The organism is Roseibium denhamense (genome assembly GCF_009711415.1).
Classification (GTDB): Bacteria; Pseudomonadota; Alphaproteobacteria; order Rhizobiales; family Stappiaceae; genus Roseibium; species Roseibium denhamense.
Genome location: NZ_SMLZ01000115.1, coordinates 265,144 through 277,092, shown reverse-complemented (window position 1 = coordinate 277,092; position 11,949 = coordinate 265,144). Strand labels below are relative to the sequence as shown.

General features: G+C 60.0%; 11 protein-coding genes. 4 read left to right on the top strand and 7 right to left on the bottom strand.

From position 1 onward, the window contains the following. Positions 1-543: 543 nt before the first annotated feature. From E1180_RS19980 to E1180_RS19955, 6 genes are all read right to left on the bottom strand, one after another. Positions 544-1,857: a DEAD/DEAH box helicase gene (locus E1180_RS19980; protein WP_155194130.1), complete on the bottom strand. Its 1,314-nt coding sequence runs from the start codon at positions 1,855-1,857 to the stop codon at positions 544-546. Between the two features lie 321 nt (positions 1,858-2,178). Next, entirely contained in the window at positions 2,179-3,288 is a 1,110-nt protein-coding gene (locus tag E1180_RS19975) for a PQQ-dependent sugar dehydrogenase (protein ID WP_155194062.1), read from the bottom strand. Positions 3,289-3,380: 92 nt separating this feature from the next. Beyond that, on the bottom strand, positions 3,381-3,722 hold the full coding sequence (locus E1180_RS19970) for a chorismate mutase (RefSeq protein WP_155194060.1): 342 nt from the start codon (positions 3,720-3,722) through the stop codon (positions 3,381-3,383). A gap of 89 nt (positions 3,723-3,811) precedes the next feature. Then, on the bottom strand, positions 3,812-6,106 hold the full coding sequence (locus tag E1180_RS19965) for an NADP-dependent malic enzyme (RefSeq protein WP_155194059.1): 2,295 nt from the start codon (positions 6,104-6,106) through the stop codon (positions 3,812-3,814). 108 nt (positions 6,107-6,214) lie between these two features. Then, positions 6,215-6,859 carry a ceramidase domain-containing protein gene (locus E1180_RS19960; protein ID WP_155194057.1) on the bottom strand — a complete coding sequence of 215 codons (645 nt, stop codon included), beginning with the start codon at positions 6,857-6,859 and terminating at the stop codon, positions 6,215-6,217. A 38-nt stretch (positions 6,860-6,897) separates the two neighbouring features. Then, positions 6,898-8,124 carry an aminotransferase-like domain-containing protein gene (locus E1180_RS19955; RefSeq protein WP_155194055.1) on the bottom strand — a complete coding sequence of 409 codons (1,227 nt, stop codon included), beginning with the start codon at positions 8,122-8,124 and terminating at the stop codon, positions 6,898-6,900. A gap of 206 nt (positions 8,125-8,330) precedes the next feature. Between E1180_RS19955 and moaB the strand changes: the two genes are divergently transcribed. From moaB to E1180_RS19940, 3 genes are all read left to right on the top strand, one after another. Next, positions 8,331-8,888, top strand: a complete 558-nt coding sequence (gene moaB / locus E1180_RS19950) for a molybdenum cofactor biosynthesis protein B (RefSeq protein WP_155194053.1) — start codon at positions 8,331-8,333, stop codon at positions 8,886-8,888. Between the two features lie 3 nt (positions 8,889-8,891). Further along, entirely contained in the window at positions 8,892-9,392 is a 501-nt protein-coding gene (locus E1180_RS19945) for a GNAT family N-acetyltransferase (protein WP_155194051.1), read from the top strand. An 89-nt stretch (positions 9,393-9,481) separates the two neighbouring features. Beyond that, positions 9,482-9,859, top strand: coding sequence for a cupin domain-containing protein (locus E1180_RS19940; RefSeq protein WP_283404521.1), 378 nt, complete (start codon positions 9,482-9,484; stop codon positions 9,857-9,859). A 47-nt stretch (positions 9,860-9,906) separates the two neighbouring features. Here the strand turns inward: E1180_RS19940 and E1180_RS19935 are convergent, their stop codons facing one another. Continuing rightward, a complete protein-coding gene (locus E1180_RS19935) occupies positions 9,907-10,599 on the bottom strand; it encodes a glycosyltransferase (protein WP_155194050.1) in 693 nt (230 codons plus the stop codon). Between the two features lie 106 nt (positions 10,600-10,705). Between E1180_RS19935 and E1180_RS19930 the strand changes: the two genes are divergently transcribed. Continuing rightward, positions 10,706-11,839 carry a PA0069 family radical SAM protein gene (locus tag E1180_RS19930; RefSeq protein ID WP_155194048.1) on the top strand — a complete coding sequence of 378 codons (1,134 nt, stop codon included), beginning with the start codon at positions 10,706-10,708 and terminating at the stop codon, positions 11,837-11,839. Positions 11,840-11,949: the final 110 nt, after the last annotated feature.

The following is an 11,949-nucleotide window of genomic DNA, read 5'->3' as shown; positions in this document are numbered from 1 at the left end:
TTTTTCAATCACAACCTTGTTTCAATTTATGCTTGTCTCTCTCACAGCGCCGAATCCCATGAATTATTCATAAGCGCCTGTTTTATATATTTTTTTCCGTTATCCACACGTGCAAGGATGCCAATTCGGTTGTGATTGCAGCAACAAGATAGTTAATCTAATTTTACTTTCAAAGGGAGACTTTGAAGGAAAGTTGCAAGAAAACAGCACGTCCGGACAGGTCTTCGCGGGGCAGTCTACGGGTTTCCCGACTATGAAATATCTATCAGATCACCGGGGGTGATTTGGTACCTTGTGGGCGGAAGTTCCAAGTTCTCGACCGGCATGCGGCGGTGTTGATCTTGAGGTTGTAACTTCCCCAAAATTCTTCAGCGATGCGGATGCGGACCTGAAACCCATCGACCACAAGGTGTTGCACCGGGAAGGCCACTTCCCGGTGCTTTTTTTGCTTAATCAATGGCCGTTTTCCCACTCGGAGCTGATCGATTGTGCAGTGGTCGCGCATCTTTGGGCGTTTCAAACAAAACGCCAAATGCTCTAGGATTATGCAGCGCTTTGCCGGCCCTGCGGCTTGCGGCGGCGCGGGCGTCTTGCCTGCTTGGAATTGTCGTTGGCGCCTCCAGCGGTCGAACCGTGCGAGCGCATGCCGCCGGACGGTTTGCGTGCACCTTGCGGCTTGCCGCGCTGCCCGCCTTTGCGTTTTGCGCGCCCTTCTGCGGCCGACATCGGCGGAACGTCTCCACTGGCCACCGGAATATCGATGCCGATGAGCTTCTCGATCTGACGGAGCAGGGCGATCTCTTCCGGAGCGCACAGGGCAACCGCTTCGCCCTCCGCGCCCGCGCGCGCTGTCCGTCCGATCCGGTGCACATAGGCTTCCGCCACTTCCGGCAATTCGAAGTTGTAGACGTGGCTGACGCCCGGAATGTCGATACCGCGTGCGGCCACATCGGTTGCCACTAGGACGTTGATATCGCCTTCCCGCAATCCCTTGATCGCTCGGTCACGCTGGTTCTGGCTTTTATTCCCGTGAATAGATCCGGCGGCGATGCCCGACTGTGCCAGTTTCCGCATGAGGCGTTCGGCACCATGCTTGGTCCGGCAGAAAACCAGCGACATGTCGTCCGGCTGGTTCTTGAGCTGTGTCAGCAGGAAATCCGTCTTCGCCTTCTGGTCAAGGAAGTGCACCGACTGGGAGATCTTGTCCGCGGTTTTGCCCGCAGGTGAGACCTCGACCCGTGCCGGATTGCGGAGGTAGGACTGGGCCAGTTCGTTGATCTGTTTCGGCATGGTCGCGGAAAACAGCAGCGTCTGCCTGTCGTCAGCCACCAAACCGGCGATCCGCCGCAAGGCATGGATGAAGCCGAGGTCGAGCATCTGGTCCGCTTCGTCGAGGACCAGATAGGACGCCGTTCCAAGATCGACTGCTCTACGGTCGACAAGGTCCAAAAGACGTCCGGGCGTTGCAACCAGGATGTCCGTGCCCTTGGACAGGCGCTTGATCTGGCCGTTGATGGACACACCACCCACAACAGAGGTCACGCGCAGCGGCGTGGTTTTCAAGAAACCGATCAGGTTCTTGGCGATCTGGTTTACGAGCTCGCGGGTTGGCGCGAGAATCAGTGCATGTGTGCCCTTCGGCTGCGGCTTTTTCGGGTCCGCGAGAAGCGTCTCAATCAGCGGCAACCCGAATGCGGCTGTCTTGCCCGTTCCGGTTTGGGCCAGGCCCATCAGATCCCGGCCGTCCAGGATCAAGGGAATGGATTTCTGCTGAATCGGGGTCGGGGCAGAATAGCCATTGTCGGCAATCGCCTTCAGAAGATCGTCTGAAAGTCCGAGGCTTTTAAAATCAGTCAACATAAAGTCCTTGGCTCGGGCGCGGCTCTGCACGCCCGGAAGGCCGTCAGGCCCGATGGCCTACGGCTGAGGTTTTGGTGCGCGGCAGCCCATCCTTCGGAAGGCTCTTTGCCGCCAGACCCTGGCGTGACTTGGGAACTGGATGGCCCGTCATTGGGCCAAGGTCGGTATCTGAAACAGCGGCGTCTGCCCGGAAAAAACGTCTCGGGCGAATGCGATGGCTGTCTGCTCACGCGGCAGCAGAACCAGCGCGCTGTATCGTCGGAAACTGCTGTCCTGTCAAGCAAAACCCGATTGAGCCTCTGTTTCGGCTGCGACGGTTCACCTCGGCGTCAGCCGGATCAACTGGCCGTCATCACTGTCGGTGAGCACATAGATGAATCCGTCCGGGCCCTGGCGGACATCGCGGATGCGCTCGCCCAAATCATCCAGCAGTTTCTCTTCGGACGTGACTTCGGGCCCGTTCAACTCAAGCTTCGCCAGATGGGTTCCGCGCAGCGCGCCAACAAGCAGATCCCCCTGCCAGTCCGGGTATTTGTCACTGGTCACGAAGGCCATGCCGGATGGCGCGATGGAGGGGTCCCAATAGTAGATGGGCTGTTCCATGCCGGATTTCGATGTGCCCTCACCGATCCTGAAACCGGAATAATGCCTTCCGTAGGAAATCACCGGCCAGCCGTAATTCTTGCCCGCTTCGGGTATGTTGATCTCATCGCCGCCGCGTGCGCCGTGCTCAACGGTCCACAGCACGCCGCTTGCAGGGTTGATGGCCGCGCTTTGCGGGTTGCGGTGGCCGATCGACCAGATCTCAGGCTGGACGCCCTCCACATTCAGGAACGGGTTTCCAGGGGCCGGATCGCCGTCCGGGGTCAACCGCAGAACCGATCCGGCATGGTTGTCTGTATCCTGCGCGGACGGCCGGTCCCCCCGGTCGCCCAGGGTCATGAACAGATTGCCGTCAGGGGCAAACGCCAGCCTGGACCCGAAGTGCCGCCCTCCACCGCCAAGATTGTTCGCCTGGAAGATCGTTTCCCCGTTTTGCAGCTCATAGGACCCGCTCTCGCCCATCAGCTGCCCACGGTACACACTGGTGCCGACGCCGCCGGAAGACCGGTCGGAAAAGGTCATGAAGACGGTCCGGTCCGTTTCGAAATCAGGGCTGAGAACCACGTCGAGGAGACCGCCCTGTCCGCTTGCATAAACGTCCGGTCCGCCGGACACCGGACGCTTGTCGCCATTGCCTGCCACATGGATAACCCGGCCATCGCGTTCCGTGACCAGGTAACCGCCATCGGGCAGAAAAGCGACAGCCCATGGGAATTCAAGGCCGTCCGTCACGCGGTCCAGATCGACGGCCGACTGCGCAAGGGCGGGGGCGGTTGAAAGCGCGGCAGCAACGCAGAGTGGGGCGAAAAACTGACGAAAGACCATATGGGAAGCTCCATTAATTCGGATGCCCCGTGCGGGGCTTTCCCTTTAGCTAGGGATTTTTCCGAACATGGCCAGACCCGGAGATCTGGAGCTCAACCGGCCGGTCCGGGAGCCTTCACATCGCTTGCTGCCAGCCGCGCCGCAATCGTGCGCTGCTCATAGGCCACATTCCAATCGATGAGGACCCGCCAGACGTTTTCGGCCTGATCGCCTTCAAGGCCGAGATCCTCGGCCCGTTTTTTGATCGCGGCAACCATGGTCTCTATGCGTTCACCGTCGAATGCCTCATCCGGATGCTGTTTCAGCTCTGCCATCCGCCGGACATAGCCCTGACGCTTTGCGAATATCTGGATCAATTCTTCGTCAATCGTGTCAATCGCGGTCCGGATGTCGGCCTTGGTGGTGCAGTCGGCAGGCAGTTTCAGGTGTGACATGAACACTTCGTATCCTGGATGATAATGATGCGCAGCGCCCCGAACCGGACGGGGCCTCTGCAGCAGTTTAAACGGCGAGACCGCGCGCCTTAACCGGATGCGCGGGTCTGCGCCTCAACGCTGGCCAGTGCCGACATGTTCACGACCCCGCGCGACGTCACCGAAGGTGTCAAAATGTGAGCCGGCTTGGCGGTGCCTAGCAAGATAGGCCCGACATGCAGCGCCTGGGTGGCGACCTTCAAGAGATTGTGAGCAATGTTGGCGGAGTCAAGGTTCGGGAACAGAAGAAGGTTCGCCTCGCTCTTGAGCCGGCTGTCCGGCATCACCCGCTCGCGCAAAGCCGTCGACAGGGCACTGTCGCCGTGCATTTCGCCATCCACCTCCAACTCGGGATGGCGCTCCCAAATCAACTCCACGGCCTCCCGCATCTTCCGGGAGGAGGCAGTGTCACGGGAGCCGAAGTTGGACATGGACAACAGCGCGATCTTTGGCTCGATGCCGAACCGGCGGATTTCCTCGGCCGCAAGCACCGCCATCTCACTCAGTTCCTCTGCTGTCGGATCTTCGGTCACAAACGTGTCCGACAAGAACATCGCGCCCTGACTGCTGATCAGGAGCGACATGGCCGACAAGTCACGTGCCGTCTCGCACACACCGATAATCTGACGGATATCGCGCAAGTGCTTTGTGAAACGTCCCTCAAGTCCGCAAATCAGAGCATCCGCCTCGCCCCGCCGGACGGCCAGCGCTGAGATAACCGTGGTGTTGGTCCGCACCATGGTCCGGGCCGCTGTTGGCGGAACGCCCTTGCGTCCGACACATTCGAAATACTCGTCCACATAGTCCCGGTAACGCGGATCATCTTGCGGGTTCACAAACTCGAAATCGACATCCGGCCGGATTTTCAGGCCGAAACGCTCACAGCGCTGCGCCAGAACATCGGGACGGCCAACCAGAACCGGCTTGGCGATCTTGTCCTCCAGAAGCACCTGAGCGGCCCGCAGCACGCGCTCGTCCTCGCCTTCCGCGAAGATGATCCGTTTCGGGTCTTTCGCGGCATTCTGGATGATCGGCTTCATGATCAGGCCGGACCGGAACACAAACCGGTTCAGCCGGTCCATATAGGCATCGAAATCCTCGATCGGACGGGTGGCGACACCGCTGTCCATTGCGGCCTTTGCAACGGCAGGTGCAATCCGCAGGATCAGGCGCTGATCAAACGGGGACGGGATCAGATAGTTCGGGCCAAAGGTTTCGGTTTTGCCGCTGTAAGCCCTGGCCGCCACGTCGGACGGCTCTTCCTTGGCAAGACCGGCAATCGCCTCGACAGCTGCCCGTTTCATGTCTTCGTTGATGGTCGTTGCGCCAACGTCCAGCGCGCCGCGGAAGATGTAGGGGAAGCAAAGGACATTGTTGACCTGGTTCGGATAATCGGACCGGCCCGTACACATGACCACATCGTCGCGCACGGCCTTGGCCTCTTCCGGCATGATTTCCGGGTTCGGGTTTGCCAGGGCCATGATGAGCGGGCCCTTGCCCATCTTTTCGACCATTTTCGGCTTGAGAACACCGCCGGCAGACAAACCCAGGAACACGTCCGCCCCTTCGATGACCTCATCGAGCGTGCGCAACTCCGTCGGCTGTGCGAACACGGCTTTCCATTGGTCCATGGACGCCTCGCGGCCCTCATAGACCACGCCGTCGATATCGGTCACCCAGATGTTCTCGCGCTTGGCGCCGAGCGAGACCAGCATGTTGAGGCAGGCAAGCGCGGCCGCGCCTGCCCCCGAGGCCACGATCTTGGCTTCGCTGATGTTCTTGCCCGCAAGGTCCAGGCCGTTGCGCACCGCCGCGCCTACGATGATGGCGGTTCCGTGCTGATCATCATGAAAGACCGGAATGTTCATCTTGTCGCGCAGAGCCGCCTCGATCATGAAGCATTCCGGCGCCTTGATGTCTTCCAGGTTGATACCGCCGAATGTGGGCTCCAGAACGGAGACCGCGTCAACGAACTTGTCCACGTCCGTCTGGGCGACCTCGATATCAAACACATCGATCCCGGCGAATTTCTTGAAGAGGACCGCCTTGCCCTCCATCACCGGTTTGGAGGCCAAAGGGCCTATATTGCCAAGACCGAGAACGGCGGTGCCGTTGGAAATGACGGCGACCAGATTTCCGCGCGCGGTGTAGTTGGCCGCCTTTGACGGATCGTCGGCGATTTCCAGGCAGGGCGCGGCCACACCGGGGGAATAGGCCAGCGCCAGGTCGCGCTGGTTGCCGAGCGGCTTGGTTGCCTGGATCTCCAGTTTGCCCGGGCGCGGATGCTCATGGAAAAACAGAGCTGCTTCGGTCAGGTCACTTCCGCTGTTCTTTTGATCGCTCATTATCCGTTCCTCAGCCGTTCCATTCCCTAAGGTCATATGCGGGAGGCCCGTTGCCAGATGCGGCCGCCCCGCCTTCGCCCGTTAAAATTCTTGAATTCGCCCCGTGGTTTACCCGGCCCTGTGCAAAATGAGAACCCGTAATAGCCGGTAAAGCACAACCGCGTTGAGGATATGCCACATGAAATGCGTTCCAATCGCAAGCCCGTGGCAGACGGGCTCATCCGCCATCCGGAAGCCGATCGAAACCGTGAAGATCACGCCCGTGACCAAAATCGATAACCCGTAAGCGCGGTTCTTTTGGACGAAGAAGCTACCGACCACGAAAATCGCAAGCAGGGCTGGAAGATAGGCAGCGGACGAGCCGAGGATCGGAGCCCACACTTCTCCCAGCATCGGCGCCAGCACGAAAAACCCGATGACGATGGCAATCGTCACGACCCAGTGGAGCTCCAGGAATCGCCGGAGCGCGAAGGCCAGATAGACCAAAATGAACACCATGATCGGCACGACGTCTGCAATCGCCGCCCACCGTGTTGCAAATGTGTGGAACAAAAACGATCCGATGCCGATCAAGGCAACGATCACTGTCAACACAAGCGCCGGTGTGTCATTTGCGACCTTGCGCCGCCACAACATAAAGGCGGCAAACGCAGCCACCAGGAAGGCCGCATTGGTGACAGCGTTGATCGGCTCGGACCAGAATTCCGGGCCAAGCCGCTCGCAATAATTGTCCAGATGGTCGTTAAGTGCCATCTCGCCCCCGCACCTGTTTTGTCCCAAACATCATGGGATTACAGCGCAGGTATGACAGTTTCCGCAATCAGTTTTCCAAGGCGGGAGAGTCCCTCTTCGATTTTTTCAGGCGCCGCGCAGGAAAAACTCAGTCTCAGTGTGTTCGCGCCACTGCCATCGGAGTGAAACGCCTTGCCGGGGACGAAGGCGACCTTTGCATTACCGACCGCTTTTTCAAGCAGATCGGCTGCGTCAACATGCGCTGGCAAGGTCACCCAGACAAACATGCCACCCTCCGGCCGGGTCCAGCTCACGCCCTCCGGCATGTGCCGTTCCAGCGCGCCCAGCATGACATCACGGCGCAGCTTGTAGGCCGCCCGGATGGTGGCCGTGTGTGTTTCGAACACCGCCTCGGCGACGCGGGCCATGACTTCCTGATTGATCACGGGGGTATTGAGGTCACTGGCCTGCTTGATCAGGACCAGACGGGCGATCAGATCCCTGGAGGCAACGATCCAGCCAAGACGCAAACCCGGTGACAGGGTCTTTGAAAAGGAGCCCAGAAACACGCTGCGCGTTTGATCAATGCCGCCCGATCTTTCGCAATCCATGGCGAGGATCGGCGCGATGGGCTCGCCATCATATCTGAGGCTCAGATAAGGCGAATCCTCTAAGATCCCGCATCCAAGACGGCCTGCCTGGTCCAGAACGGATCTGCGTTCTTCCCAGGTGAGCGTCTTGCCGGTCGGATTGGCAAAATCAGGTGACAGATACGCAAACTTGACCTTGCTGCCCTTCAGGTCCGCCTGGGCCTTGAAGTCGTCCGCAGTCCGGTTCGTGCCCGGATCGATCCGGTCATAATTGGGCTCATAAGCATTGAAGGCCTGAAGCGCCCCGAGATAGGTCGGCGCCTGCGCCAGAACCGTGTCGCCGGGGGACAGGAGCAACTTGCCCAGATAATCGAGCCCCTGCTGGGAGCCGGACGTGATGAGGATATTCTCCGGCGCACAATCGACACCAAGGGTCTTCATGTGGGCGACGATCCAGCTGCGCAGGCGGTGCGATCCCTCGCTGACACCATATTGCAGCGCCCGTTCCGCTTCCGGCCCCGTCAGCACGTCCCGATAGGCTTCCTGAAACATCTCAGCCGGGAAAAGCCTGGGGTCCGGAATACCGCCCGCAAAGGAAATCACATCCGGCTTGTCCAGGAGCTTCAAAAGCTCGCGGATTTCCGAAGCCCGCATGCGGGCGGCGCGATTGGCGTAAAGGGCATCCCAGGTCGACATGATTTGCTCACGAGTTGTTCCGTGCGGTTATTTAAGTCAATAATACTGACCTATCTGAATGACAAGTGTCGCAATCTTGTTATTTTTTGAAATTTTATTTCGCACGCACCTCAGCAGGCAAGGCGCGGTACCTTTCGGGCAAGCATCGCAGTGCTGGATTCCCCGGGTCCGATTGCCTATGTCTTCGGAGCAACCAGGAGAACCAGATGTCCCGCCTCGACGACAGCCGTCCTTTCATTCCGTTGAACATTGCCGTCCTGACCGTGTCCGACACGCGGGATCTCAACGACGACAGATCGGGCGATACGCTGCAAAAGCGGCTGCTGGAGGCAGGGCACCGGCTGGCGGACCGCAAGATCGTCACGGATGACGTTCCGGCCATTCGGGAGATCGCACGCGGGTGGATCGAAGACACCGGCGTCGACGTCGTCATCTCGACCGGCGGCACCGGCTTTACCGGGCGCGATGTCACGCCGGAAGCCCTGGAACCGCTGTTTGAAAAGCGCATGGACGGCTTTTCGGAGGTCTTCCACCGGATCTCCTATGACAAGATCGGAACCTCAACGATCCAGTCCCGCGCCACGGGCGGTGTTGCCGGGGCGACCTACATCTTTGTCCTGCCCGGCTCGACTGGCGCCTGCAAGGATGCCTGGGACGGCATTTTAAAATGGCAGCTCGACTACCGCCATATGCCCTGCAATTTCGTGGAAATCATGCCCCGGCTGGATGAACACCTGAAACGCGGCAAGCTCCGGGAAGCATGACCCGTGACGGTTCGCCTCAGGATCGCACAGCCTCATGACGAAATGGCCATCGGTGAGCTGCTGATGCGCAGCTACCAAGTGCTTCTGGCCCCGGCCTATCCACCCGAAACGCTGATGCAGGTTCTGCCCCTTGTCACAAAGGCACGGCCGGACCTTCTGACATCGGGCACATATTATGTCGCGGAAACACCGGCCGGTCAGATCGCCGGCGCTGGCGGATGGACGAAACACTCGCCAACGGGCCGGGACGAGACGGCCAACAACGGCAACATCAGACATTTCGCAACCCATCCGGAACATGCCCGCCAGGGGATCGGATCGGCCCTTATTAGCCGGTGTCTTCAGACTGCCGCAGCCTCCGGGCTCACAGAGTTGAATTGCTATTCGACACTGAATGGCGAGGCCTTTTATGCTGCCTGCGGCTTCAAGCGCATGGAGCCTGTTACCATCCCCCTGCCCGGCGATGTTCCCTTCCCCGCCATCAGGATGGTGAAAGGTCTTTAGCCGCGCGCTTAATCTCCCCTTCGAGGGCGGGCTTGGATTTGCTAAGACTGGTCAAAAGAGCTGAGTCCACCTTCCAACGGAGTTTCAAAGTGCCCCCGGTCAAACTGAACATTTTGCAAAGCGCCGAACGGCAGATCACGGCCACTTTCGATCCGCATGTTGTCGGAGACGTGAATGAGGCGCAGGTCAAGGTTGCCAAGTTCGGCGAAGTGTTCGACTGGCATGCCCATGAACAGGAGGACGAAGCGTTTTTTGTTCTGAAGGGCCAGATCGCGATCGACTTCCGCGATGGCACGGTGGAGCTGGGCGAAGGCGATTTCATGGTGGTGCCGAAGACCGTGGAACACCGGCCAAGGTCTCTCACCAAGGAGCCGGTCGTTGTCATGTTCGAGCCCAAGACAACGCTTAACACGGGCGATGCGGACAGCGCCCTGACCGTCAGCGATCTCAAGCACCTGACCGCCTAGATCAGTGGACGGTAGTGTAGGCGGCCTCAGAACCGCCCGACCGGGGGTCAGCCGTGCAGGCGCACGGCAAGGCTGGCGGGAATGCGGAGCGCGCCGACACAAAACCGGGCAAGGCCCTGCCGAAGGCCTGCGATCATCCCCTCGCGGACCGCACCGCCCGGTGTGATGGCCGCAGCACGCAGGAACACCATCCGGCCCCGGCCGATCCGTTTGGCGATATCAAGGTCTTCCATTTCCGGCAAGGGACGGTGCCCGCCGAGCTTTTGATAAAACTGGCGGGAGATCAAAAGGCCCTGATCGCCATAAGGCATGCCGAGGAGCTGAGAGCGGAACGCAGCCAGCGTTTCGCTGATCCGGGCCCCGAGGCCAAAAGCTTCATGCCGCAACCGGAAGCTGGCCGCCTTGCGCCGCCCGTCCGGCGCCCTGGCGCTGCGCTCGACAAAGGCCTGGGCTTCATGGTGCCAGCCGGTTTCCAGAAGCGTTTCAGGGCGCAGGAACAACAGCCAATCGCCCCGTTTTGCGCGCGCCGCACCATAGGCAAGGCACTCGCTGCGCGATCCGTTCACCACATGCCAGTCGCACCCCGCCGCCTCGGCAACCCGCTCCGTGTTGTCGGTCGATCCGCCGTCAACGACAATCACCTCACGGATGACACCTTCCGCCGCGGCCGGCACCAGCGCGGCCAGCGCATGGACAAGGTCGAACTCGGAATTTTTTGTCGGAATAATGACACTAATCATGATTGGGAGTTTTACATGAAGATTTTCAAATTGCGAGCAAAGGGGTTGTGAAAGTCCGGTTTTCGGCTAATGTTCACTTTATGTTCCATTCAAGAGTCGGCCCAAAATGAACGCTGGTGTCCTCCCCGCCCCTGACAGCCTGACCCAAACCGCCCTGACGGCCCCGGACAAACGCATTGCGGAGGACCGGCGGCGCGGACGGGGCGCTGCCAGCAACATTTCCGGACGGTTTGAGGCCCGCTCGCTCGAGAGCTTTGACGACGGCTGGGACAGCCAGGACGACTTGCCGCCGCTGAAGACGGATGTCCAAACAGAGCGCGCCCGCACGATCATAACCCGGAACGAGTCGCCGGACATCTCGTTCGACCGGTCGATCAACCCTTACCGGGGCTGCGAACACGGCTGCATCTATTGCTTCGCCCGCCCGAGCCACGCCTATATGGGCTTGTCCGCCGGGCTCGATTTCGAGACCAAGCTTTTTGCCAAGCCCAACGCGGCCGAACTTCTGGAGCGGGAGCTCTCCAGGCCCGGCTATATCCCCCGCGTGATCGCAATCGGGACAAACACCGATCCATACCAGCCGATTGAGCGGCGCCACGGCCTGATGCGCGGCATCCTGGAGGTTCTGGAGACGTGCGGGCACCCGGTCGCGATAGTGACCAAATCGGCCCTGGTCGTGCGCGATGCGGATATCCTGGCGCGGATGGCGGAACGCAACCTTGTCAAAGTGGCGCTGTCCATCACGACGCTGGATCGGAAGCTGTGCCGCACCATGGAGCCCCGCGCGTCTGCCCCGCACAAGCGCCTGGAGGCTGTCAGGACCTTGAACGATGCCGGCATTCCGACCGCCGTCATGATGGCCCCCATCATACCCGCCCTGACGGACAGCGAGATCGAGGCGGTTCTTGAGGCCGCTTTCGAGCATGGCGCGCAGGAGGCTTCGTTCATCTTGCTGCGCCTGCCGCTGGAAGTCTCCGAACTTTTCCGCGACTGGCTGCTCCGGAACCGGCCCGACCGCTACCGCCATGTCATGAACCTGATCCGCTCCATGCGCGGGGGCAAGGATTACGATGCCAAATGGGGCGAGCGCATGCGCGGGCGCGGGCCTTATGCCGACCAGATCTCAAAGCGGTTTTCACTGACGGCAAAACGGCTTGGCCTGAACCTGCGCAAGAAAAAGCTGTCGACGGACCACTTCGTCCAGCCGCAAAAGGGCGGTGTCCAGTTGAGTTTGTTTTAGCGGGCAAATTGAGATCCGCTTGCGCTGAAGACAGCATCCCGGCCCGTGCCGTGAGCTGGCCAGGATGCCGAAGCTTGTGTACCGCTTTTGGAAGGGCTTGTTTTCGTTCA

Bases quoted from the DNA above. Each gene is read 5' to 3' on its own strand.
- E1180_RS19955 (WP_155194055.1), bottom strand. From the start codon at position 8,124: ATGTCGACCTGGGATGCCCTTTACGCCAATCGCGCCGCCCGCATGCGG.
- E1180_RS19930 (WP_155194048.1), top strand. From the start codon at position 10,706: ATGAACGCTGGTGTCCTCCCCGCCCCTGACAGCCTGACCCAAACCGCC.
- E1180_RS19965 (WP_155194059.1), bottom strand. From the start codon at position 6,106: ATGAGCGATCAAAAGAACAGCGGAAGTGACCTGACCGAAGCAGCTCTG.
- E1180_RS19935 (WP_155194050.1), bottom strand. From the start codon at position 10,599: ATGATTAGTGTCATTATTCCGACAAAAAATTCCGAGTTCGACCTTGTC.
- E1180_RS19970 (WP_155194060.1), bottom strand. From the start codon at position 3,722: ATGTCACACCTGAAACTGCCTGCCGACTGCACCACCAAGGCCGACATC.
- E1180_RS19975 (WP_155194062.1), bottom strand. From the start codon at position 3,288: ATGGTCTTTCGTCAGTTTTTCGCCCCACTCTGCGTTGCTGCCGCGCTT.
- moaB (WP_155194053.1), top strand. From the start codon at position 8,331: ATGTCCCGCCTCGACGACAGCCGTCCTTTCATTCCGTTGAACATTGCC.
- E1180_RS19960 (WP_155194057.1), bottom strand. From the start codon at position 6,859: ATGGCACTTAACGACCATCTGGACAATTATTGCGAGCGGCTTGGCCCG.